Source organism: Mycolicibacillus koreensis (assembly GCF_002104795.1).
GTDB classification, from domain to species: domain Bacteria; phylum Actinomycetota; class Actinomycetes; order Mycobacteriales; family Mycobacteriaceae; genus Mycobacterium; species Mycobacterium koreense.
In genome coordinates, this window is the sequence record NZ_NCXO01000014.1 from 1 (window position 1) to 23,629 (window position 23,629).

Annotated in this window: 20 protein-coding genes; 9 read left to right on the forward strand and 11 right to left on the reverse strand. The window is 70.6% G+C overall.

The genetic code is table 11. The features are described from left to right. Positions 1 to 237: 237 nt before the first annotated feature. The gene (locus tag B8W67_RS08310; RefSeq protein ID WP_069390766.1) at positions 238 to 903 is read right to left on the reverse strand and encodes a class I SAM-dependent methyltransferase; all 666 of its coding nucleotides are present in this window, start codon (positions 901 to 903) and stop codon (positions 238 to 240) included. Between the two features lie 10 nt (positions 904 to 913). Then, positions 914 to 1,627: a helix-turn-helix transcriptional regulator gene (locus tag B8W67_RS08315; protein WP_085303393.1), complete on the reverse strand. Its 714-nt coding sequence runs from the start codon at positions 1,625 to 1,627 to the stop codon at positions 914 to 916. 85 nt (positions 1,628 to 1,712) lie between these two features. Here B8W67_RS08315 and B8W67_RS08320 point away from each other — a divergent pair, with 85 nt between their 5' ends. Next, positions 1,713 to 2,474 carry a DUF2249 domain-containing protein gene (locus tag B8W67_RS08320; RefSeq protein WP_085303395.1) on the forward strand — a complete coding sequence of 254 codons (762 nt, stop codon included), beginning with the start codon at positions 1,713 to 1,715 and terminating at the stop codon, positions 2,472 to 2,474. Between the two features lie 40 nt (positions 2,475 to 2,514). On the opposite strand, the gene B8W67_RS20820 is transcribed toward B8W67_RS08320, so the two are convergent. Next, positions 2,515 to 2,661: a hypothetical protein gene (locus tag B8W67_RS20820; protein ID WP_163797212.1), complete on the reverse strand. Its 147-nt coding sequence runs from the start codon at positions 2,659 to 2,661 to the stop codon at positions 2,515 to 2,517. 283 nt (positions 2,662 to 2,944) lie between these two features. Here B8W67_RS20820 and B8W67_RS08325 point away from each other — a divergent pair, with 283 nt between their 5' ends. Both B8W67_RS08325 and B8W67_RS08330 read left to right on the forward strand, forming a co-directional pair. Beyond that, on the forward strand, positions 2,945 to 4,777 hold the full coding sequence (locus B8W67_RS08325; protein WP_085303397.1) for an acyl-CoA dehydrogenase: 1,833 nt from the start codon (positions 2,945 to 2,947) through the stop codon (positions 4,775 to 4,777). A gap of 219 nt (positions 4,778 to 4,996) precedes the next feature. Then, complete coding sequence (locus B8W67_RS08330; RefSeq protein WP_085303399.1) at positions 4,997 to 6,532, forward strand: DUF4153 domain-containing protein; 1,536 nt, start codon at positions 4,997 to 4,999, stop codon at positions 6,530 to 6,532. Positions 6,533 to 6,592: 60 nt separating this feature from the next. Here B8W67_RS08330 and B8W67_RS08335 read toward each other — a convergent pair whose 3' ends face one another. Together B8W67_RS08335 and B8W67_RS08340 are read right to left on the reverse strand one after the other, a co-directional pair. Further along, positions 6,593 to 8,071 (reverse strand): aldehyde dehydrogenase, encoded by a 1,479-nt coding sequence (locus B8W67_RS08335; protein WP_085303401.1) that lies wholly within the window; start codon positions 8,069 to 8,071, stop codon positions 6,593 to 6,595. Between the two features lie 105 nt (positions 8,072 to 8,176). Further along, the gene (locus B8W67_RS08340) at positions 8,177 to 8,965 is read right to left on the reverse strand and encodes a class I SAM-dependent methyltransferase (RefSeq protein WP_085303403.1); all 789 of its coding nucleotides are present in this window, start codon (positions 8,963 to 8,965) and stop codon (positions 8,177 to 8,179) included. Between the two features lie 47 nt (positions 8,966 to 9,012). On the opposite strand from B8W67_RS08340, the gene B8W67_RS08345 reads away from it, so the two are divergent. After that, positions 9,013 to 10,203 (forward strand): glycosyltransferase family 4 protein, encoded by a 1,191-nt coding sequence (locus B8W67_RS08345; RefSeq protein ID WP_085303404.1) that lies wholly within the window; start codon positions 9,013 to 9,015, stop codon positions 10,201 to 10,203. A gap of 17 nt (positions 10,204 to 10,220) precedes the next feature. Here the strand turns inward: B8W67_RS08345 and B8W67_RS08350 are convergent, their stop codons facing one another. Next, complete coding sequence (locus B8W67_RS08350) at positions 10,221 to 11,507, reverse strand: PucR family transcriptional regulator (RefSeq protein WP_085303406.1); 1,287 nt, start codon at positions 11,505 to 11,507, stop codon at positions 10,221 to 10,223. 202 nt (positions 11,508 to 11,709) lie between these two features. Between B8W67_RS08350 and B8W67_RS08355 the strand changes: the two genes are divergently transcribed. Beyond that, the gene (locus tag B8W67_RS08355; RefSeq protein WP_069390758.1) at positions 11,710 to 13,044 is read left to right on the forward strand and encodes a DUF445 domain-containing protein; all 1,335 of its coding nucleotides are present in this window, start codon (positions 11,710 to 11,712) and stop codon (positions 13,042 to 13,044) included. On the opposite strand, the gene B8W67_RS08360 is transcribed toward B8W67_RS08355, so the two are convergent. The 4 genes from B8W67_RS08360 to pgfA all read right to left on the reverse strand — a co-directional run bounded on the left by B8W67_RS08360 (position 13,045) and on the right by pgfA (position 17,477). Next, on the reverse strand, positions 13,045 to 13,986 hold the full coding sequence (locus B8W67_RS08360) for an Abi-alpha family protein (RefSeq protein WP_085303408.1): 942 nt from the start codon (positions 13,984 to 13,986) through the stop codon (positions 13,045 to 13,047). A 101-nt stretch (positions 13,987 to 14,087) separates the two neighbouring features. Beyond that, a complete protein-coding gene (locus tag B8W67_RS08365) occupies positions 14,088 to 14,327 on the reverse strand; it encodes a hypothetical protein (RefSeq protein ID WP_069390756.1) in 240 nt (79 codons plus the stop codon). A 141-nt stretch (positions 14,328 to 14,468) separates the two neighbouring features. Next, positions 14,469 to 16,226, reverse strand: coding sequence for an MmpA family trehalose lipid delivery protein (locus tag B8W67_RS08370; protein ID WP_234806702.1), 1,758 nt, complete (start codon positions 16,224 to 16,226; stop codon positions 14,469 to 14,471). A gap of 6 nt (positions 16,227 to 16,232) precedes the next feature. Continuing rightward, positions 16,233 to 17,477 carry a cell envelope lipid trafficking protein PgfA gene (gene pgfA, locus B8W67_RS08375; RefSeq protein ID WP_163797209.1) on the reverse strand — a complete coding sequence of 415 codons (1,245 nt, stop codon included), beginning with the start codon at positions 17,475 to 17,477 and terminating at the stop codon, positions 16,233 to 16,235. A gap of 187 nt (positions 17,478 to 17,664) precedes the next feature. Between pgfA and B8W67_RS08380 the strand changes: the two genes are divergently transcribed. From B8W67_RS08380 to B8W67_RS08395, 4 genes are all read left to right on the forward strand, one after another. Then, positions 17,665 to 18,894 carry an acyltransferase family protein gene (locus tag B8W67_RS08380; RefSeq protein WP_069390754.1) on the forward strand — a complete coding sequence of 410 codons (1,230 nt, stop codon included), beginning with the start codon at positions 17,665 to 17,667 and terminating at the stop codon, positions 18,892 to 18,894. Then, the gene (locus tag B8W67_RS08385) at positions 18,891 to 20,186 is read left to right on the forward strand and encodes an acetyl-CoA C-acyltransferase (RefSeq protein ID WP_085303412.1); all 1,296 of its coding nucleotides are present in this window, start codon (positions 18,891 to 18,893) and stop codon (positions 20,184 to 20,186) included. Before B8W67_RS08380 ends, B8W67_RS08385 begins: the two co-directional genes overlap by 4 nt. Positions 20,187 to 20,190: 4 nt before the next feature. Further along, positions 20,191 to 21,186, forward strand: a complete 996-nt coding sequence (locus tag B8W67_RS08390; protein WP_085303414.1) for a pirin family protein — start codon at positions 20,191 to 20,193, stop codon at positions 21,184 to 21,186. A gap of 98 nt (positions 21,187 to 21,284) precedes the next feature. Further along, a complete protein-coding gene (locus tag B8W67_RS08395; protein ID WP_069390751.1) occupies positions 21,285 to 22,226 on the forward strand; it encodes a R2-like ligand-binding oxidase in 942 nt (313 codons plus the stop codon). Positions 22,227 to 22,238: 12 nt separating this feature from the next. Here the strand turns inward: B8W67_RS08395 and B8W67_RS08400 are convergent, their stop codons facing one another. Then, positions 22,239 to 23,621, reverse strand: a complete 1,383-nt coding sequence (locus B8W67_RS08400; RefSeq protein ID WP_085303416.1) for an NADP-dependent succinic semialdehyde dehydrogenase — start codon at positions 23,619 to 23,621, stop codon at positions 22,239 to 22,241. Positions 23,622 to 23,629: the final 8 nt, after the last annotated feature.

The window sequence follows — 23,629 nt, forward strand, 5'->3', positions numbered from 1 at the left end:
CCCACACCACCCGCGCCACACCCGGCACCAACACCTTCCACCACCCAGAAAAACTGCTCCACGGCAACGACCACGCCACAGACCACGCCGGAGACCACGCGAACGCCCCCGAGAAGAAACCCGGAGACGACCACGAAGACAACCCCGCCTAACTGCCCCGCCTAACTACAGGCCGCCAACACCAACTCACGAACCCGCGCGCCCACGAGACGCGGGGGAGGGGCGAGTGCGGTGGCGTCACCGGTGGGCGCTGAAATGCGCCACCGCGCCGGACTGTTCGAGGGTGTCGACGGTGAACCCGGCATCGGCCATCCAGCCCATCAGCTCCCCCAGGGTGCCGCCGGGGCCGAACACCCCGGCGCGGCCGAACACATCGAGCACCCTGTCGTAGCGCCAGCCGGCGCCGCGCACCAAACTGTCGCCCACCAGCCGACCGCCCGGTTTGAGGCAGCGGGCGAGCTCGCGCACGGCGGCGGCCGGGTCGGGCAGACAGTGCAGACCGTTGAACGACACACACAGGTCGAACTCGGCGTCGGTGAACGGCAGTTTCGTGATGTCCGCGATATGGAATTCCGCACCCGCCACCCCGAGCTGCGCCGCGCGGTGGCGGGCCCGGCTGAGCATGTCCGGGGAGATGTCGGCGCCCACGTAGCGCACCTGCTGGCCGGGGCGCAGCCCACGCAGCGCCACCCCGCCCCCGCAGGGCACGTCGAGGACCGCCGCGCCGTCGGGCACCTCGGCGAGGACCCGGGTCGCCTCGTAGAACCGGCCGGCGTCGGTGCCCCAGACCAGCCGACCGAACGGCCGGGCGATCCAGGCGTTCTCCACGCCGAAGCTGTAGGCGGCCACATTGGCTCGGTCGAACAGGGTCTGCTGGCCCCATTTGGTGGGCTCGGTGGTCATGGCCTGGAGCCTACTGTGATCTCGTCGCCGGGTCGCGGCGTCGCGACGGCATCCGCAGCCGGCACGCGCCGGGCTCGGCGAACGGCACCAGCTCGGTGGCAACCGGCGCCTGCAATTGATCGAGCATCCCCACGACGATGCCCTGGTGGACGCGGCAGACGACGTCGGGATTGCGCCGGGCAGCGTCGAGCAGCGGACAGCGCCGCAGCGCGATCCCACCTCCGGGGGCATCGGGATCCGGCGGGGACGGGGCGAAGCCCAGCCGGGCCAGGCCGTCGACGACGACATCGCGGGCATCGGTGCCGCGGTGGTGCCCGGCGGTCTGGTGGGCCAGATCGCGTCCCCACGCCACCCCGGCCTCCTCGGCGTCGCGCTCCGGGTGGGGGCTGATCCGGGCGAGCTGATCGGCGAGGACGGTGGCCAGGGTGGCGAAGGCCCGCACCTGGGCGGTGGGGTCGGTGGCCGACGGGCGGTAGTGCGCAGCCGGGCGGCCGCGGCGACCGTCGGCGACGGTGGTGCGCTCGATCAGGTCCCGTGTGGTCAGGGCCTCGAGGTGGGCGCGCACGGTGTTGGGGTGCAGGGCCAGGGCGGCGGCGGTGTCGGCCACCGACACCGGCCCGTGGCTGCGGACGTGGTGCAGTACCGCGAGGCGTTGCGCCGACAGCGCCACCTCCGCGGTGCCGGCGGGGGCGGGGGCCGGTCCGAGCAGCCCACTATTTTCCACGGAAATAACTGTAGTAAATTCAGACGGTGTTCGGCCACATCGGGTGAGATCCCACCCAGAAAACCAGTGGAGAGGAGGCCGACTGATGTCTGCGAATGAGGTTTTTGTCGCGTCCACCGCAGCCGATTCCGAGGCGGTGGAGGCGGTGCGGACCCACCACGCTGAGCTCGTCGGCCAGGTGGCCATGCTGACCGACTCCCTGTTGTCGGCGGCGGAGCGCGGCGGGGACATCGAGACCAACCGCACCGCGGTGCTCGGGTTCGCCACCAACGAGCTGCTGCCGCACGGGGAGGTCGCCGCCGAGCGGCTCTACCCGGCCGCCGCCCGCACCGACCGGGCCCGTCCGCTGATCGAGTCGATGATCGCCCGCCAGCGGGGCATCGGGGTGCTCGTCGAGCAGATCCGCAACGAACGGTCGCCGCTGCGGATGATCGCCGACGCCCACGCGCTGCGGGTGCTGGTCGAAGCCCAACTCGGCGACGAGGCCGACCGGCTGCTGCCGATCGTGGCCGCCGACTCCGAGGTCTCGGTCGCCGAGGTGACCGCCGGGATGACCGAGCTGGTCGGGCACGGCTCCGACGAGCACGGCGGGCATCAGTGCGCCTGCGCGGAGGACGACTCCGATGTTCCGGTGCTCGACGTGCGCACGATCCCGCACGCCATCCGCCATGCCACGGTGTTCGGGGCGTTCGACGCGGTGCCGCCGGGGGCGGCGATGGAACTGATCGCCCACCATGACCCGATTCCGCTGCTGCACCAGCTCGAGCAGCGCTCCAACGGCGGCCTCGTCGTCAGCTACATCGAACGCGGCCCCGAGGTGTGGCGGTTGATGTTGGGGCGGCGCTGACACCGTCCCCCGCCGGTGGCGTGGGTCGGGCCGGGCCCGCTCACGTCACCGGGGTGAGGTGCGCCCGGCGCGCCGACAGCCGACCGCGTCCGGTGCGGCGCAACGCCAGCAGCGGACGTCGGGTGCGTCGGGAAATGCGGCGATGACTGAACTGATGACTGGCGATGTTGAGCTCGACGTTCCACATCGTCGTGTCTCCTTCGCTTGAGGGGGCTGGTGACTCCTGCCCACCGCGACTGATGTCCATCATATAGTTCTCTTAATTTTGCGATGCACCGGTCGCTGTGAGCTGGATCACCGATCGCGAGGGGGCGACCTGGTGATTTCGCCGCCTTCTCGGCTACCGGCAACGTGGCCAAGCACGCCTCTCCGGCGGCGTTAAGCGGCTACTCTCGACATCAACGGCAGGCCCTGACCTCACCGGATTCGGCGGGGTGCCCGGGTGACGGTGTCTTCGGAAAGGTGTCCCGATGAGTCACTACAAGAGCAACGTCCGCGATCTCGAGTTCAACCTGTTCGAGATGTTGAGCCTGGAGAAAGCCCTCGCCGACAGTGCTTTTGGTGACCTCGACGGGGACACCGTGCGCGAGATGCTCGCCGAGGCGGCGCGACTGGCCGAGGGGCCGACCGCCGCGTCCTATGCCGAGACCGATCGTCACCCACCGAGTTTCGACCCGGACACCCACGTGGTGAGCCTGCCCGAGCCGTTCAAGGAGTCGTTTCGGGCCTGGCAGGGCGGGGAATGGTTCCGGATCGGGCTGTCCGAGGCGGTCGGCGGGGTGCCGGCGCCGGCGATGGTCGCCTGGGCGATCAGCGAGTTCGTCCTCGGCGCCAACCCGGCGGCGTTCATGTACCTGGCCGGACCGTTGTTCGCCGACATCCTCTACGACCTGGGCAACGAGCAGCAGAAGCACTGGGCGACCCTGGCGGTGGAACGGGACTGGGGCGCCACCATGGTTCTCACCGAACCGGACGCCGGATCGGACGTGGGGGCCGGGCGCACCAAGGCGATCGAGCAGCCCGACGGCACCTGGCACATCGACGGCGTGAAACGGTTCATCACCAACGGCGACAGCGACGACTTGTTCGAGAACATCATGCACATGGTGTTGGCCCGCCCCGAGGGGGCCGGGCCCGGCACCAAGGGGTTGAGCCTGTTTTTGGTCCCGAAGTTCCTGCCCGACCCGAAGACCGGGGAACCCGGCGAGCGCAACGGGGCCTTCGTCACCGGCCTGGAACACAAGATGGGGTTGAATGCCTCGGCCACCTGTGAGCTGACCTTCGGCCAGCACGGCACCCCCGCGGTCGGGTACCTGGTCGGTGACACCCACCGCGGGATCGCGCAGATGTTCAAGGTCATCGAGTACGCCCGGATGATGGTGGGTACCAAGGCGATCTCCGCGCTGTCCACCGGATATCTCAACGCACTCGAGTACGCCAAGACCCGCGTGCAAGGTGCGGACCTGACCCAAATGACCGACAAGACCGCTCCGCGGGTGACGATCATGCATCACCCCGATGTGCGGCGCGCCCTGATGATGCAGAAGTCCTACGCGGAGGGGCTGCGGGCGCTGTACCTCTACACCGCCGCACACCACGATCCGGCGGTGGCCGAGATCGTCTCCGGTGCCGATGCCGAGATGGCCGGGCGGGTCAACGATCTGCTGCTGCCGATCGTCAAGGGCGTCGGCTCCGAGCGCGCCTACCAGACGTTGACCGAGTCGCTGCAGACCTTCGGCGGATCGGGCTACCTGCAGGACTATCCGATCGAGCAATACATCCGCGACGCCAAGATCGACTCCCTCTACGAGGGCACCACCGCCATCCAGGCGCAGGACTTCTTCTTCCGCAAGATCGCCCGCGACCGCGGTGTGGCCCTGGGCCACCTGGTCGGCCAGATCCGCGGATTCCTCGACGCGGAGGGTGCCCGCCCCGAACTCGCCGATGGCCGCGTGGTTCTGGGCACCGCGCTCGACGAGGTGCAGGCGATGACCGGGGCATTGACCGGGTATCTGATGGGTGCGCAGGAAGACACCCGCCAGCTGTACCGGTTGGCGCTGAAATCGGTGCCGTTCCTGCTGGCCTGCGGTGACCTGCTGATCGGATGGCTGCTGCTGTGGCAGGCCGAGATCGCCCTCGGCGCCCTCGACAGCGGGGCGGCCGGCGACGCCGACTTCTATGCCGGCAAGGTCGCAGTTGCCAATTTCTTCGCCAAGAACGTCCTTCCGCGGCTCACCGCCGAGCGGGCGACCGCCGAGAACGTCGACCTGGCGGTGATGGACCTCGCCGAGGAAGCCTTCTAACCGGACGCCCGGCACCTGGCCGATCTGCACACAACCTTCACATTCTGTGCGGAGAAGGTCCACGACCGCTGCTTAGAGTCGATCCCATGAGACGGATCCTGGTGGTCGACGACGAACCCACCCCGGACCTGGCGATTGCCGCTCGGCTGCGGCCGGGCCTGGACCTGGTGGCTGTGGTGCGCGCATCCGGGTGATGATTCCCCAACAGGAAGGCGAACGATGACGACGACACCGTCGAGCACGCCCGTCGGCCCCGTGCACGGGCCGCTGCTGCCTCAACCGGGGGAGCCGGGATGGACGCTGTGGCCGCGCCGGATCTGGCCGGTGAACCCGCTGGCCGGCGCGCCGGCCGCGGTGGTGCTGGCTGCGGTGGTGGCCGGGGTGGCCGGCACGCTGATCTGGCGGATCTCGGTCGCCAGCATCGGGTACCCGATCGTCGGGGTGTTGGTCTTCGCCGCGGTCTACGGCACGTCCCGGCGCGCTCCCCGTGGTGCCGAGCCCATCGGCATCGCAGTGACGTTGGCATTGCTCACGGTGCCGGCGGTGCTGGCCGCAGGCTGGGTGAGCGTGGTCTGTGTGATGGCCGCCTGGGTCGTCGGATGGTGCACCTTTGTCGGTGGGTCCAGTTGGGCCGCGGTGCTGTTGGGGCCGTGGCTGCCGTGGGTCCTGGGCGTCCGGGTGGGCGGCTGGGTGCAGCGCGGGGGTCGCCAGATCGAACTGTCCGGTGGGCGCACCGACCTACGTCGGGTCGTGATCGTCGCGGGAGCCACCGTCGGGCTCCTGGCGGTGTTCGGCCTGTTGTTCGCCGACGCCGACGTCGCCTTCGCGCATCTGCTTCGCGGGGTAGCTCCGCGCCTCGATGGTGATGAAATCATCATGCGCAGCGTTGTTTTCGCAATAGTCGCCATGTTCGTGCTGTCCGGCGCCTATCTGCTTCGGTTTCCGCCCCGACTCGACGCATTACGGGTGCGCCGGGCGTGGTCGGTGGCCCGTTGGGAATGGGCGGTGCCGTTGGCCGCCCTGGACGTGCTGTTCGCGGCGTTCCTGGCGGTACAGGCCAGTGTGCTCTTCGGGGGCCATCGCCACGTCCTCGAGACCGCCGGATTGACCTACGCCGACTATGCACGGCAAGGCTTTTGGCAACTGCTGATGGTCTCGGCGCTGACGCTGCTGGTGATCGCAGCCACCCTGACGGTCGCCCAACGCGCCACGGTGGCGGACCGGCGACTGATCCGACTGCTGATCGGCACCCTGTGCGCCCTGTCGGTGGTGATCGTGATCTCCGCGGCGCACCGGATGTGGCTCTATCAGCAGGCCTACGGGTTCACCGATCTTCGGTTGATGGTCATCACGGTTGAATTCTGGCTCGGCGCAGTGTTTCTGCTTATTCTCGGCGCCGGGATACCGATGTCGGGGCGGTGGCTGCCGCGGTCGGTGATGATCGCCGGGGCGCTGGCGCTACTCGGGTTGGCGATGATCAACCCGGACCGTTTCATCGCCGAGCACAACATCAAGCGTTATCAGCAGAACGGTCGGCTCGACACCGTCTACCTCGGGCAGCTCTCCGCCGACGCGCTGCCCGCTCTCGACGCCCTCGACGCGCCGCTGCGTGACTGCCTGCGCGGCAAAATCGGCGCGGTCGCCCCGCAACCGTGGTATCAGTACAACATCGCCCGCGCCCGGGCCGCGGCCGAAGCCATCCCCGCCACGGACGCGACGGACTGCGCGGCGCCCACCGAGCACATCACCCGCTGATCGGGGTCTGCCCGGTTCGCCGGGGTCCGGTCCGCCGGGGGCCAGTACTCCAGGGTGGTTTCAGTCCTCCAGGGTGTAGCCCATCGGCATCAGCACGCTCTTGTGCTGCGTGAAGTGCTCCACGCCTTCGGGTCCGTTCTCCCGGCCGATCCCGGAGTTCTTGTAGCCGCCGAACGGCGAACCCGGGTCGAACGCATACCAGTTGATGCCGTAGGTGCCGGTGCGGATCTGCTGGGAGATCTCGATGCCGCGGGGCACGTCGGAGGTCCACACGCTGCCGGCCAGGCCGTAGTCGGAGTCGTTGGCGATCCGGATCGCCTCGGCCTCGTCCTGGTAGGGGATCACGCAGAGCACCGGACCGAAGATCTCCTCCTGGGCGATGGTCATCGTGTTGTCCACGTCGGCGAAGACGGTGGGCTGCACGAAATAGCCGGTGTCGAGTCCCTCGGGGCGCTTGCCCCCGCAGACCAGTCGCGCCCCCTCGTCGATCCCCTTCTGGATGTAGCCCTCCACGCGGGTGCGCTGCTTCTCGTTGATCAGCGGTCCCACCTGGGCGGCCGGGTCGTCGGGCAGCCCCACCGGCAGCGCCGCAACGAATGTGGTCACCGCGTCGACGACCTCGTCGTAGCGGGACCGCGGCGCCAGGATCCGGGTTTGGTTGACACACCCCTGCCCGGCGTTCATCACCCCGGAGAACACCAGCATCGGCACGGCGGTGGCCAGGTCGACGTCTTCGAGGATGATCGCCGCGGACTTGCCGCCCAACTCCAGGGTGCACGGCTTGAGCAGGTCGGCGGCGCGTCGGCCGACCTCACGGCCGACCGCGGAGGAACCGGTGAACGTGAAGATGTCGACATCGGGGTTGGCGGTGAGCGCCTGGCCGGTCTCGATGCCGCCGGGCACCACCGACAGCACCCCTTCGGGCAGCCCGGCGTCGGCGAAGACCTCGGCCAGCGCGTTGGCGCTCAGCGGGGTCTCCGCCGCGGGCTTGAGCACCACGGTGCAGCCGGCCAGCAGCGCCGGGCCGAGCTTGTTGACCGCCAAGAACAGCGGCACGTTCCAGGCGACGATCGCCCCGACCACCCCGATCGGCTCCCGGGTCACCAGGGTCTGCCCGTAGGAGCCGGTGCGGGTCTCGCGCCAGGTGACGTCGTCGGCGGCGCCGGCGAAGTAGGTCAACGACCCCAACGAACCCAGCCACTGCATGGTCTCGACGATGGTGGGGGGCTGACCGGTCTCGTCGGCGAGCAGCTTGGTGAACAGCTCCTTGCGTTCCTGCATTAACTCGACGGCCTTGCCGATGACCGCGGCCCGCTCGGCCGGCAGGGTCGACGGCCACGGACCGTTGTCGAAGGCGTCGCGGGCGGCGGCCACCGCGGCGTCGACGTCGGCGGGAGCGGCCAACGGCACCTTGCCGACGTACTGCCCGGTCGCCGGGGAGTGCACCTCGATCACCGCGTCGGTGCTCGGCGCCGTCCACGTGCCGCCGATGAACAGTGTGTCGTACTCGGTCGCCGTGCTCACCGTGCCATCACCCATGCCTTACCGCTCCTCATGTCGCTCACCGCGCTCGGCGGTGACCGGGTCAACGTTGTTGTGGCTGTCACACTACTCAGCCGGACGTCAGATTAGAACCTGTTTCAGTCAGTCGGTCGAGCCGGGGCGCAGCACCAGCACCAGGTTGCTCACCGTGAACTCCCGGAGCCCCGGCACCGAGGTCAGCCACCAGGCCCATCGCGGGTGGTAGCGCGGGAATGCGGCCACCAGCGCCCCGGTGTGCGCCGCCCAGTCCAGCCCGGCGGCGGCGGAGACCGCGAACAGTGACGACCCGTAGTTGTTCTTCGGGGGGTGGCCGTGGCGGCGGGTGTAGCGGGCCGCCGCCCGCGCCCCACCGAGATAGTGGGTCAGGCCCATTTCGTGGCCGCCGAAGGGCCCCAGCCACACCGTGTAGGACAACACGACCAGCCCCCCCGGGCGGGTCACCCGCAGCATCTCGGCGCCGAGCTGCCAGGGCCGCGGCACGTGTTCGGCCACGTTCGACGACAGACAGATGTCCACCGAATCGTCGGCGAACGGCAGCGCCATCCCCGAGGCCCGCACGAACGCCGCGGTCCCGCCGGGTCGCGGCCCCGGGCCGGCGGCGTGCATCTCGGCAGGATCGGGCTCGACGCCCACATACCGCACCCCGGCGGCGGTGAACGCGGTCGCGAAGTACCCGGGTCCGCCGCCCACGTCGAGCAGGGTGGCGCCGGTCGGGGGCGCGCCCCGCAGCCCGGTCCACAGGTCGGTGACCAGCGCGACGGTGTCGGCGGCCAGCGCGCCGTAGAACCGGTCCGGGTCGGACTGCTCGTGGCGGAACTCGGCGAGCAGGCGCACCGCGCGGGCCAGGGTGGCACGCCGGCGCAGGCGGGCGGTGAACGCGGGACCGGCCATCGCGGCCCACCCTACGGTGCTCTCCGCACCCGTTAGGCTGTGAGCTGATGTTCACCGCGTTGCGCCGCAGATCGGGGCCACCGCCGTCGGCGGTCGCCTCGGTGCTGCTGTTGTGCTGGCGCGACACCGGTCACCCGCAAGGCGGGGGCAGCGAGGCCTACCTGCAGCGCATCGGTGCGGAACTCGCCGCCGACGGGGTGGCGGTCACGCTGCGGACCGCCCGCTACCCGGGGGTGCGGCGCCACGACGTCGTCGACGGGGTCGCCATCGACCGCGCCGGCGGGCGCTACACGGTGTATCTGCGGGCGTTGGCAGCGCTGGCCGGTGCGCGCATCGGGATCGGCCCGCTGGCCCGGGTGCGTCCCGACGTGGTGATCGACACCCAAAACGGGCTGCCGTTCATGGCCCGGCTGCTCTACGGCCGCCGGGTCGCGGTGCTGGTGCATCACTGCCACCGCGCCCAGTGGCCGGTGGCCGGCGCGGTGATGGGACGGGTCGGCTGGTTCGTCGAATCGCGGCTCTCCCCGCGGTTGCACCGGCGCAACCAGTACGTCACGGTGTCGCTGCCGTCGGCCCGCGACCTCGTCGACCTCGGCGTCGGCCACGACCGGATCGCGGTGGTGCGCAACGGCCTCGACGAAGCTCCCGAATCCAGCCTCACCGGCGGCCGGTCGACGACCCCGCGCATCGTGGTGTTGTCGCGGCTGGTGCCGCACAAGCAGATCGAGGACGCACTCGACGCGCTCGCCGCGCTGCGCCGGGATCTTCCCGAGGTGCACCTCGACGTCATCGGCGACGGGTGGTGGCGCGACCGGCTCACCGAGCACGCCACCAGGATCGGGATCGCCGAGGCGGTCACCTTCCACGGTCACGTCGACGACGACACCAAACATCAACTGCTGCAGCGGGCCTGGGTGCAGGCCCTGCCGTCCCGCAAAGAGGGGTGGGGGCTGGCGGTCATCGAGGCGGCCCAGCACGCGGTGCCCACGGTCGGCTACCGGTCGGCCGGGGGACTGTGCGACTCGATCGTCGACGGGGTGACCGGGCTGCTCGTCGACGACCGCGCGGGGTTGGTGGATGCCTTGATGCGGCTGCTGACCGACCGAGTGCTGTGCGCCGAACTCGGGGAGAAAGCCCAGGCTCGAAGCACTGAATTCTCGTGGCGTCAAAGCGCAGACTCGATGCGCAGTGTGCTCGAGGCGGTCCGCACCGGGGAGATCATCAGCGGGTTGGTCTGAGCGGTCCGGGCCGACGGTCAGTCCGGCGGGCGCAGCACGCTGGGGCCGTACCAGTGGCAGAGCAGCAGGGCGATCTCCACGTCGAGGCGGTCCTCGTCGATCGGTCGTCCGCGGCGTTCCACAGCCCGGCGCACGCGGTATTTCATGGTGTTGACGTGGTAGTGCAGTTTCTCGCCGGCCGCTTTGAAGCTCGACCCGGTGCCCAGGAACACCCGCAGTGTCCCGCGCAGCCGCTCGTCGCCCTCGGTGGCGCAGGCGAGCGGCCCGAGGACCTCGTTGACCCAGGCCCGCGCGGCGTCGAGGTCGGCGCCGAGAAGCGCCGCCGCGGACAGTCCGTCGTCGTCGGCGGCGCTGACCCGCTGCGGCGCAGCGGATCCGGTTGCCACCCGATGTGCCGCCAGTGCCTGCTGATGGGAGCGGCGGAACCCGTCGAGGCCCGGCAACGGTGCGCCGATCGCCATCCAGATGTGCTCGCCGGCGGCCTCTGCGTGCGCCCGGACGCGGCCCATCACCTCCGCGGCGTCGGATTGCGGTACCGGCAGCCACACCCACACCGTCGCGTCGTCGACGGCGATGACGAGCGGCTCCGCCCGCAACGGCGACATCTCGGCGAGGTCGCCGAGGAACCGGTGCAGGGCCGCTGACCGGTCCGCCTCGCCTGGCGTCGCAGACCACACCACCGCCGCCAAATGACACCGCTGCAGCGGATAACGGATCGCCAGGGTCATCGCGTCGATGTCCTGACCGGCAATGTCACCCCCGTCGAGCAGGTCACGCACCAACGCGGCGCGCCGGGCGTTGCGGTTCTCCAGCCACCGCTCCCGCTCCTCCTGGTAGGCGGTGACCACGTGCTGTGACATCTGATCGATGTAGCCGAACGAGATCATCGACATCTGTTCGACGACCCGCAGGGCGAGCTCGGGATCGAGGCGGGCAGCGCGGATCTCGTCGAGGACCAGGTTCAGCGCCACCGCGTGCGCGACGCGGTAGCCGCGCACCAGTTCGTTGACCGCCACGTCGCGCTGGGCGAGTCGCCGGGCGTGCTCCAACGCGATCGTCGGCGCCTTCACCTCCGCAACGGGGATGTTGTGGCGGATCGCCGCGAAACAGGTCTCGACGTTGGCGAGCACCACCTCGCGCAGCAGTTGCGCCAGCGGAGCGTCCCCGGCCAGATCCGGCGACTCGCGACTGACCAGATCCTGGATCGCCCGGGTGGCCTCGGACAGGCGCTGATCCAGTCGCCCGGACACCGCCGCCGTGGCGTCGACCACCGCCGCGTCGGCGGTCGACGGCGGACGGGTCATCCGCCACACCGTAGTCCGTCACCGCCGGATATGTCCCCGGAAGACAGCGACGGGCGCCGAGTTGATCTCGTGATGACGTAGATGCGGTCCGCACGCCTGCCTAGGGTTTCTTCCAAAGCCGGCCCGGATCCGTCGATGAGGCGGTCCGGGGCGGTGCGCCGGCAGACCGCGGTGCCCACCGTTTCGGCCGTTCGGAGAGAACATGATTGACTGGGAGGAGCTGACCGGCCAGTCCCACCTGGTGGTCGACTTGGTCAGCATTCCGATCTTCAGCGCCATCGCCGGGTTGATCACCAACTGGACCGGGGTCCTGATGCTGTTCGCCCCGGTGCATTTCACCGGGTTTCACCTGCGCGGCCTGCAGCCGGTGTTCCGGTTCCTGCCCCGCAAGGCCCAGATCCTGCCGATCTTCGCTCCCGGCGGTGTGCTCGGCTTCCAGGGGTTCATCCCGTGCCGCGCAGAGAAGATGGCCAGCCTCATCGTGGACAAGTCGATCCTGCGGATCGGCGGGATCGCCGACTTCTACCAGGAACTCGAGCCGGAGGTCCTGGCCGAGCAGTTGGCCGACGCCGCACGGCCCAGCGTCCGCCGTCTGGCCACCGACGTGCTGGAGAACCAGCACAGCCTGCTGTGGCAGGTGCTGCCGTCACCGCTGAAGCAGGGGGTGCTGGCGACGATCGAACGGCGGCTTCCGCAGATCTCCCAGCGCGCCTTCGCCACGATCGGCGACCACATCGACGAACTGCTCGACGTCAAGTTGATGACGGTCAATTACCTGCGGCGCAACCCCGGTGTGCTCTGCGACATCTTCAAGGGCTTCGGCGGCCCGGAGCTGCGGTTCATGGTGCGGATCGGCGCCCTGGGCTTCGTGTTCGGATTCCCGCTGGCGCTGTATCTGAACTTCGTGCGCGACCAGCAGCCGCCGGTGCTGTCAGCGGTCCCGTCGTGGCTGATCGTGTTGGCCGGTGCGGCGATGATCGGGGTCGTGGTCAACATCTTGGCCGTCAAGATCGTGTTCGAACCCGGCACGCCGCAACCTCGTTACCGGTATCTGTGGCGGCAGGGCCTGCTGCCCAAACGGCAACACGAGGCCGCCGAACAGTTCGCCACGATGCTGTCGACCGAGGTGCTCACCACCACCAACTTCACCCACGAACTCCTCCACGGCACCCGTGCCGACAAGACCGCGGCGTTCATCGAGGACGTGGTGGCCGAGGAGATCACCGCGATCCTGACCCCGGTGGTCAGCACCATGGCCGACACGCTGGGGCTGGTCGACCGCGACGCCCTGCAGCGCAGCGCCGGCCAACAGTTCATCGACTTCGCCCCGGAAGTGTTCTGCACCCCCGAGTTCAACGACGAGAAGGCCACCAAGATCCGCCGGTTCGCCACCACCAAGTTCCGGGAACTGCCCCCGGCTGATTTCGGCGAGATGCTCTACACCGCGATCGAGCAGGACGCGTGGCTGCTGTACGTGCACGGCGGGCTGCTCGGCATGGTCGTCGGCGCGGTGCACCTGCTGCTGTTCGGGTGGTGATCACCGCCGGCGCCGGCCGCGGATCCTGTCCTGTCGGCCGTCGGTGTCCCAACCGCCGGCGTCGTAGCCGTCGGTGTCGAAACACACGTCGACGAACTGCCGTCCGAACGCGGTGAGCCCCACGCTGCGGTAGATCGTCAGCGACTTCGTGGTCTCGGTGGCCTCCAACGCGCGGGGCTGCACCTCCAGCAGCGCGTATTTACGGTAGTCGGCCACCGGTTCGGGGGAGAGGTCGATCAGGCCGAGTCGGCCCAGATTCGCGAAGTAGTGCTGATCGCGGTCGGGCCACCGGCATCCGGCCATCGGTGCGACCATGCTGACACCGTCGACCAACAGTTCCGACCCGATCTGAAACAACGTCTTGGTCCGCACGTCGAGCATCGGTTGCACACCGGCGACGGCGAGGAACCGCAGAATTCGCGCCTCGTCGGGGACCAGTTCGTCGAGGATTCGGGCGAACGCCGGGTGCAGGTCGCGGCGCTGACAGTCGGGACGGTAGGAGATTGCGATCAGCGCGGTGCCGCGGCGCCGCAGCGCCTGGGCACTGTCGCGCGCGTCGCTGCCGCGCAACGTCGTGACGACCTGGTCGACGATGTCGCCCACCGCGGCCCCTCCGGGCACCTCGGAGGCCAGGGCCGCCGCCGACTGCAGCCCGGCGCTGGGCAGCGCGGCCGCGTCGACCACGGTGCCGACGATGTCGGTGAGCGCGGTGAATGCGTCGACGGTCGAGCCGGGCCGCGCGGCCCTAGACGACGATGGGGCGGCCGCGGCCCCGCCCAGCTGGTCGAGGACGCCGGAGAGATTGCGGGCGGCCCGGTTGCCGTCGTCGACGATCCGGGCGAGCGCGGCGGCGGTGTCACGCAGATGGGCAAGCAGGTCCGGGTCGCCGGCGGGCTCAGGTGACCGATGTGCGGTCGGCCGGTCCCTGTCCTGGCCATCCATGGGGCCCTCGCTTGCGTGGTGGGTGTGCACCGAAGCATACGGCCCCACCGACGGCACGAGTGCTGGTCAGTGGGGCCGGTGCTCGGCGCCGCACGATCGGACTATTTGGCGGCGACCTTCTTGGCCTTCTTCTGGTTCTCGACCTTGGCCAGCTTCTCGATCTGCTCGTTGAGGCTCTTGGCCCGGGCCCGCAGCGCCTCGACGCTGGAATCCTTGGTGTCCTTGGTGATGTCGGTGAGGTCGGTCTCCAGGGTCTCCGCGTTGTCGAGCACCTCGTCGACGAAGTCCTTGGTGCTGTCGAGCAGCTTCGACACGAGGTTGAAAACGCTGGGGTTTGCCATGATGTGCTCCTTTACCGTGGGCGGTTGCCCGTGATTTCTTCTGACACCCCAAACGGTAGGAAACCGCGGGCAGGCGGGGCTTGTCCGCGGCGGCCATGAACTTTCGGCGCCTTCGTCGTCGGCGGACAGCGGTTCCCCGCACTACAGCACTTGTCCGGCACCCTCGGTCGTCGAGGGCGCACCGCGGCGGCGTGCGGTGAGCGCCACCGCGGCCGCGCCGGCGCCCACCGCCAACCACAGCAGGTGCGCGCCGATCACGATCCGGCGGGCACCGGCGGAGGCACCGGGCGCCTGGCCGCCGACCCGGTATGCCGCCAGGTCGGCATCCCCGTACTGCAGCGGCAGCTGCTGCAGGGTCGCCGCCACATCCGGGTCGACGTGGGCGCCGCCGTCGTCGATGACCACCCAGCCGACCCCGGCGGCGGCCAGAGCGGCCGGGTCGGCGCCGTCGAGCAGCACCTGCTGCACCGCGTGGTTGTGGACACCCTCGCCGGGCACCACCCGCCCGGAGATCACCAGGTCGCCGGGGGCCAGCACCTCGGCGCGCACCCAGCGGGGCAGCGGGTCGAGCACCGGGGCGGGCCCGGCCCACCCGAACCGGCGCATCGAACCGGCCGGCAGCACCGCCACCGGGCGGGGATCGGCGTTGACGGCCGCGGCCACCGCCGCCCACCCCGGCGGGTAGTGCACCGCGCGCACCGCCCCGCACACGCCCCACGCCAGATCCGGCAGCACCGCCAGCAGCGCCGCGCAGCACACCGCCGCGGCCAGCGCCGGGCGCAGCCAGCGGGCCAGCACCGGCACCGCCGCGGCCGCGGCCAGTGTGTAGGCGGGCAGCGCCAACGCCACCCATTTCTGCCCGTCGCGCAGCACCCCCAGCCCGGGGGCGGCGTCGATGGCGGCCGTCAGCACCGCCTGGCCCGCCCCGGTGGCCGCCGCCGCGGGCGCGGCGACCGCCACCGCGGCCACCACCAGCAGCCACCGCGCCGCCGGGTGGCGCGCCACCGTCGGGATCCCGGCGGCCACCACCGCCAGCAGCACCGCGGTGGCCAGCACCGCCACCGCGGTGGTCCGTGAGGTCGGTACCGCCTCGCCGTTCCAGATACCGCCGAGGCCGGCCACCGCGCCGAGGGTGCCCAGCCCCGGTTCGGCGCGCGCGGCGAAGGCCGCCACCCCGGGCGCGGCCGAGCCCACCGGCGCCAACGGCTCCGGGTTGACCACCACCGCCGCCAGCCACGGCCCGGCCGCCGCCAACGCGGCGCCGAGGCCGGCGCACAGCGTCGGCCAGCGCGGCCCCGGTGGGCCGGCGCCGACGGCGATCACCACCGCCACCAGCGCCGCCAGGATCACGCCGGTCGGCGTCAGCCCCGCGACAACCACCCAGAACATCAGCGCAGCCAACGTCGTCGCGCCCGCGGTCGGGTCGGTGCGCGCCCGCACCGCCGCCGCGGCCACCCATCCCAGCGCGCCGTAGCCGACCAGCAGGCTCCAATGCCCCTGCAGCAGCCGCTCGGCGACGTAGGGATTCCAGATCGCCACCGTCACCGCCACACACTGGCCCCCCAGACCGGTCTGCGGCAGCACCTGGTGCACGAGACGGGCCGCTCCGGCGCCGGCCAGCCACACCCCCGCGACCAGCAGCGCGGTGACCACCACGCCGCCGTCGAGCACCCGGGAGGCCACCGCCACCAGAAAATCCTGCGGCACCGCACGCGGGGCGGCCGGACCCAACCCGAGGGCGGCGTCGGTCAGATAGGAGCGCGGGGTGGCCACCGCGTCGCGCAGCAACAGATATCCCGGCCGCCACAGCGGGCCGGTCACCAGCAGCGTCAGAGCCAGGGCGTACCCCGGGGCGGCCAGGGCCGCGACGCGGTGGCCCGCGGCTCGATGCGGGCTCACCCGCACCTAGCTGCGGGCCGGGGGATCACCCGGGTCGCGCGGCGCATCGCGGCGCTGCGACGGCAGTTTCTCGGTCTGCGCCTCCGCAGCCGGCATCGGCTCGTCACCCTTGGCTTTGCGGTGCCGCAGGTTCTCGAACAGACCCTCGAAGAAGCCCTGCTCGGAGGTGTCGGCGCCGGGGTCGAGCAGCGCGGTCTCGGTGCGCACCCCGAACGTCGCCAACAACACCCCGCCGACCAGGGCTACCAGGCCCGCGGCGGCCAGGGTGATCGGCAGGATCCGCGACCACAGCGCCAGGAAGTCCCGCTCGTCGCGGGCGGCGCGGACCTGCTCCTCGATGGTCTGCTCGGTGGAGGTGACCGTGTAGTCGGCCAGCGTGGCCTCCGGCTTCAGCGGGTCCCGCGCATAGTAGTGGTTGGCGTGCTCGGTCGATTTGACGATCGTGCCCGACACCGGATCCACCCACAGGGTGCGCTGCGCCGCGTAGTAGCGGGTCATGGTGATCGGTTCGTCGGGGTCCTCGGCCTCCACGCCCCACTGGCGCGCCGAGGTGGTGACCTCACCGTCCTCGTTGTCGCTGTAGAGCGACGGGTACTTCAGCGGCTTCACCAGCTTGTCGTCGGAGTTGTAGCCGACGTTCTGGGTGAAGCGGTAGGTGGTCAGCCCGTTGACGTCGTCCTCGGACTCGAAGTTGGCGTCGAACGCCTCCTGCGCGATCGGGTCGAAGTACTGGTAGGTGATCTTCTCGGTGTGGAACGGGAACCGGTAGGACAGCCCCTCGTGGGCCAGCGGCAGCGGTTTGGGCGGGTTGTCGTCCTCGATGCTGCGCGGCTGCTGCACGGTGCCACCCGGGTGGGCGTCGTCGGAGACCGCCTCGGCGGTGGTCCGGTTGAGCGTGACGGTGTCGACGATCGCCAACAGCAGCCCGGTGTCCTTCTGCCGGTCGGTGCGACGCACCGTGCTGCCCGCCTGCAGGGTGACCACGTCGGCGTTGGCGGGGGACTCCACGCTGATCTGCTGCTGCTGGGCCAGCGGCACATCGGCGTCGATCGCGAAGGTCTCCTTCGCCAGCGAGGCGGGATCCAGGGCGGTACCGGTGCCCTCACTGACCAGGGTGGTGTCCAGGTTCAGCGGGATTTTGGTGATCTGGCCGACGGTGTAGGTCGGCAGCAGTAGGGCGGCGATCAGCAGCGCGGCGCCCAACCCCAGCGCACCGTACACCGAGATACGCAACATGACTGCTCGGTTCACGTTGCCGTGCCCTCCTTACCGACCGCATCCAACCTGTGGGTACCCCCCGCTGACGGGAAAGCAGCCAGGCAAACCGTTTCGACCCTAACAGCAGAATTTAAGCCCTGTCGCAGTACCGGGGCCACATCCACCCGCCGGGGCCCACCGTGCTCACCGCTCGCGGCGGGCGGCAGGCAGACTGTCGGTCATGGCCGAGACCACCCCGGTCGGCGGGACCCGCAGTTTCCTGCCGCACGTCGAGGGCATGCGCGCCTGCGCCGCGATGGGGGTGGTCATCACCCACGTGGCGTTTCAGACCGGGCATTCCACCGGGGTCGGCGGCCGGCTGTGGGGACGGTTCGACCTGGCGGTGGCGGTGTTCTTCGCGCTCAGCGGCTTTCTGCTGTGGCGCGGCCACGCGGCCGCGGCCCGCGGGCTGCGGCACCGTCCGGCCACCGCCCACTACCTGCGGTCCCGGGTGGTGCGCATCATGCCGGCCTATCTGGTGGCGGTGGTGGTGATCTTGCTGCTGTTGCCGGATGCCGCCGGTGCCGACGCCACCGTCTGGTGGGCGAACCTGACGTTGACCCAGGTGTATGTGCCGTTGACGCTGACCGCCGGGCTCACCCAGATGTGGAGCCTGTCGGTGGAGGTCACCTTCTACCTGGTGCTGCCGCTGCTGGCGTGGGCGGTGCGGCAACTGCCGGTGCGCGGCCGTATCCCGGCGGTCCTGGCGATGTCGGCGGGCAGCCTCGCCTGGGGGTATCTGCCTATCCACGCCGCGGAGGGGCTCAACCCGCTGAACTGGCCACCGGCCTACGGCAGCTGGTTCGGCGCGGGCATGCTGCTGGCGGAGCTGACCGTCAGCCGGCCCGGCTGGGTGCACCGGCTGGCGCGGCGGCGCGTGGTGATGGGTCTGATCGCGGTGACGGCGTTTTTGCTGTCGGCCTCGCCGATCGCCGGACCGGAGGGCATGACCCCGGCCACCGTCGAACAGTTCGTGATCCGCACGGCCCTCGGCGCGATCCTGGCGGCAGCGTTGCTGGCGCCGCTGGTCCTCGACCGTCCGGACACCTCCCACCGGATCCTGGGCAGTGAGCTGATGGTGACGTTGGGGCGCTGGTCCTACGGGCTGTTCATCTGGCATCTGGCGGCGTTGGCGATGGCCTTCCCGATGATCGGCAAGTTCGCGTTCGCCGGTGACATGCCGGTGGTGCTGGCGTTGACGCTGCTGTTCGGGTTCGCGATGGCCGCGGTGAGTTTCGCGCTGATCGAGGAACCCTGCCGGTTGGCGTTGCGCAACTGGGAGTTCCGCCGCACCCACCGGGTGGCCCCGCTGGCCAGCGCGATCAGCGACGACCCGGCCCCCATCCCGGGTGCCGAGACCGATCCGCCGGCCGCGGCGGTGCCGACATCAACGACAGGGAGTTCGCCATGACCGGAGCCGACCGCGCTGTCATCGTCGCCGGGGTGCGCACCCCGTTCCGGCGGGCGTTCACCGACTTCACCCGGATGGACAGCATCGCGCTGGGCGCCGCCGCGGTCGCCGGTCTGCTGGAACGCACCGGGGTCGGCGCCGCCGAGATCGAGGCGATGGTGTGGGGCGGGGTGATCCTGCCGTCGACGGCACCGAACCTCGCCCGCGAGATCGCGCTGGATCTTCGTCTCGGCGCCGGCTGCGAGGGCTACACGGTCACCCGGGCGTGCGCGTCGGGTCTGCAGGCGATCACCGCGGCGGCGGCCACCATCGAGCGCGGCGAATACGACGTGATGATCGCCGGCGGCAGCGACTCGACCTCCAACGCGCAGATCGCGTTGCCGCAGAAGGTGGTGCACGCGGCCGCCCCGGTCGCGCTGGGCCGGCCGTCGTGGCGCGACTACCTGTCGGTGGTGGCCCAGCTGGCGCCGTTCACCGACATCCTGCCGCGGCAACCCAAGATCGCCGAACGCACCACCGGTGAGGTGATGGGCGAGTCGGCGGAGAAGATGGCCCGCATCCACGGCATCACCCGCGCCGCGCAGGACGAGTTCGCCGTGCGGTCCCATCACCGGGCGGGCGCCGCGATCCGCGCCGGACGCTTCGACGACGAGATCGTCGCGGTGACCACGCCGGAGGGCACCCGCGTGGACACCGACGGGCTGGTGCGCGCCGACACCAGCGTCGAGCAGCTGGCCCGGCTGCGTCCGGTATTCGCCCCGGCCTCCGAGGGCGGCACCGTCACCGCCGGCAACGCCAGCCCACTGACCGACGGTGCCGCCGCGGTGCTGCTGATGAGTGAATCCAAGGCCCGCGCGCTGGGCCTGACGCCGCTGGCGGCGTTCCGGTCGTGGAGCTATGTCAGCGTCGACCCCACCGATCAGGTGCTGATCGGCCCGGCCGTCTCGATGCCGCGGGCGCTGGCCAAGGCCTCGATGAGCCTCGCCGACGCCGACCGCGTCGACATCCATGAGGCGTTTGCCGCCCAGACCCTGTCGGTGCTGGCCGCGCTGGGCAGCCCCCGGTGGGCCCGCGACCGCCTCGACCGCGACGAACCGGTCGGCGACGTCGACCCGGAGCGGCTCAACGTCCACGGCGGCTCGGTGGCGCTGGGACATCCGTTCGGCGCCACCGGCGCGCGCATGGTCGCCACGATGGCCAACGAACTGGCCCGCACCGACGCCGAGACCGTGCTGCTGGGGATCTGCGCGGCCGGCGGCCACGGCGCGTCGGCGGTGCTGGAACGGGTCTGAGCCGATGAGCAACACCGAAACCGACCCCGCCGAGGTGCATTGCGCTCCGGCGGCCTGCCCGCGCGACGAGGCCGGTCGCCCGCTGGTCGAGGTGCTCACCTCGCGCGCCGTGCCGCTGGGCGGTCCACGGGCGATGACCGTGCGCCGCACCCTGCCGCAGCGGAACCGCTCGCTGATCGGGGCGTGGTGCTTCGCCGACCATTACGGGCCCGACGACGTCTCGGTCACCGGCGGGATGGATGTGGCCCCCCATCCGCACACCGGCCTGCAGACGGTGAGCTGGCTGTTCGACGGTGAGATCGAACACCGCGACAGCGCCGGAGTGCACGCCCATGTCCGCCCCGGCGAGGTGAACCTGATGACCGGCGGGCACGGCATATGCCACTCGGAGGTCTCCACCCCGGACACCACCGTGCTGCACGGCGCGCAACTGTGGGTGGCGCTGCCCGACGCCGCGCGCGACGCCCCCCGCGACTTCCAGCACTATGCCCCCGACCCGGTCGACCTCGACGGCGGCAGTGCACGGGTGTTTCTGGGCACGCTGGCCGGGGCGAGCTCACCGGTGTCGACGTTCACCCCGCTGATCGGCGCCGAACTGCGGGTGGATCCCGGGGCGCGGCTGCGGTTGACGGTGGCCGACGACTTCGAGCACGGCCTGCTGGTCGACCGGGGTGTGCTGCAGTGGGAGACGACCGCGGTGGCGCGCGGCGAGCTGGGCTATCGCGGTGCCGGCCCGGGCGAGCTGACCGTGACCAACCCGACCGACCGGCCGGCCCGGGCCCTGCTGCTCGGCGGGCCGCCGTTCGGCGAGCAGATCGTCATGTGGTGGAACTTCGTCGGCCGCAGCCACGAGGAGATCGTCGCCTACCGCGCCGCCTGGCAGCAGCAGGGCGAGCGCTTCGGCGCGGTGGCGGGCTACCGCGGGCCGCGCCCGCGGCTACCGGCGCCGCCGCTGCCGAACGGGCGACTCAAACCGCGCGGCAACCCGCCGCCGCGATAGACCCAGGGCTACCGGTCACACCACTACCGCAACATCCCGCCCCGCAACACCGCCGCACAGTGAGCCAGATCACGTTACGGTGGGGTAGGAGGTGGCTCATGACACGCACTCACTACGGCTCGCTGAGCGCGGGCGGACTGAACTGGGCGAGCATGCCGCTGAAGCTGTTCGCCGGCGGCAACGCCAAATTCTGGAACCCGGCCGACATCGACTTCTCCCGGGACCGGGCCGACTGGGAGGCGCTGACCGAACCGCAGCGCGACATCGCCACCCGGCTGTGTGCGCAGTTCATCGCCGGCGAGGAGGCGGTCACCAGCGACATCCAGCCGTTCATGGCCGCGATGCGCGCCGAGGGCCGACTCGGCGACGAGATGTATCTGACCCAGTTCGCGTTCGAGGAAGCCAAACACGTGCAGGTGTTCCGGCTGTGGCTGGACGCGGTCGGGGTCACCGAGGACCTGCACGGCTACCTCGAGGAGCTGCCCGCCTACCGGCGGATCTTCAACGAGGAGCTGCCCGAGGCGCTCGGCGCGTTGCTCACCGATCCGTCCCCGGCCGCGCAGGTGCGGGCCTCGGCGACCTACAACCACGTCGTCGAGGGCACGCTGGCACTCACCGGCTACTACGCCTGGCAGAAGATCTGCACCGAGCGCGGCATCCTGCCGGGCATGCAGGAGCTGGTGCGCCGCATCGGCGACGACGAACGCCGCCACATGGCGTGGGGCACCTTCACCTGCCGGCGCCACGTCGCCGCCGACGACGCCAACTGGACGGTGTTCGAGAACCGGATGAACGAGCTCATCCCGCTGGCCCTGCAGGTCACCGAGGCCGCGTTCGCGATCTACGGCGACGACATCCCGTTCGGGCTGTCGGTGGAGGAGTTCACCACCTACGCCGGCGACAAGGGGATGCGCCGGTTCGGCACGATCTCCAGCGCGCGGGGCCGCCCGTTGGAGGAGATCGACCTGGACTACTCCCCGCTGCACCTGGAGGACACCTTCGCCGACGAGGATCGCCGGGAGCTGGCCGCCCTCAGTTGAACCGGAGGTGGCTCACCCCACCCAGACGGTTTTGGCGTTGCAGAACTCCCGGATGCCGTTGCCGGAGAGTTCCCGGCCGTAGCCGGAGCGTTTGATGCCGCCGAACGGCAACTCCGGGTAGGACACGGTCATCCCGTTGATGAACACCTGCCCGGCGTCGATGCCGTCGATGAACTGCCGCTGCTCGGCCTCGTCGGCGGTCCAGGCGTTGGAGCCCAGCCCGAACGGGGTGGCGTTGGCGATCGCGATGGCCTCCTCGATGCCGTCGACCCGGTAGAGCCCGGCGACCGGGCCGAACACCTCCTCGGTGTACAGCGCCATGTCCGCGGTGATGTCGGTGACCACCGTCGGCGGGTAGAACCAGCCCGGGCGGTCCGGACGCTGCCCCCCGCAGGCGATCCGGGCGCCGGCGGCCACCGCGTCGTCGACCTGTCCGGCGACCTCGTCGCGGCCGGATTCGGTGGCCAGCGGACCCACATCGGTGTCCGGGTCGGTGGGGTCGCCGACGGTCAACGCCTGCATCCCGGCCACGAACTTCGCGGCGAACGCGTCGTAGACGTCGGTGTGGACGATGAACCGTTTCGCCGCGATGCAGGACTGGCCGTTGTTCTGCACCCGGGCGGTCACGGCGGTGCGCGCCGCGGCGTCCAGATCCGCCGAGGGCATCACGATGAACGGGTCGGAGCCGCCGAGTTCGAGCACGGTCGGCTTGATCTCGTCGCCGGCGACCGCGGCCACCGCCCGGCCCGCCGGCTCGCTGCCGGTCAGGGTCGCCGCGGCAACCCGCGGGTCACGCAGGATCCCCTCCACCGCGCCCGCGCCGATCAGCAGCGTCTGGAAACATCCGTCCGGGAAGCCGCCCCGAGAGATCACATCCGCGAGATACAGCGCCGTCTGCGGCACGTTGGAGGCGTGTTTGAGGATGCCGACGTTGCCGGCCATCAACGCCGGCGCGGCGAACCGGACGGCCTGCCACAGTGGGAAGTTCCACGGCATCACCGCCAGCACCACCCCCAGCGGCTGGTACCGGATGAACGCTGTTGACGCGCCCACGGCGGCGGCATCGGCGGGCACGTCGGCCAGCAGCGCCTCGGTGTTGTCGGCGTAGAACCGGAATCCCTTGGCGCATTTGAGTGCCTCGGCCTTGGCGGAGGCCAGTGTCTTGCCCATCTCCAGGGTCATCATCGCCGCGACCTCGTCGGCTTCCGCTTCGATCAGGTCTGCGGTGGCGTGCGCCCACGCGGCACGCTCGGTGAAACTGGTTGTGCGGTAGGCACGGAAACGCTCATGCGCGCGCTCAATCGTCGCTTCGATCTCGGCGTCCGTCGCCGGGGTGAACGTTTTGACCGTCTCGCCGGTGGCGGGATTGATCGTGGCTATCGACGCTGCGGACACAGCGACCT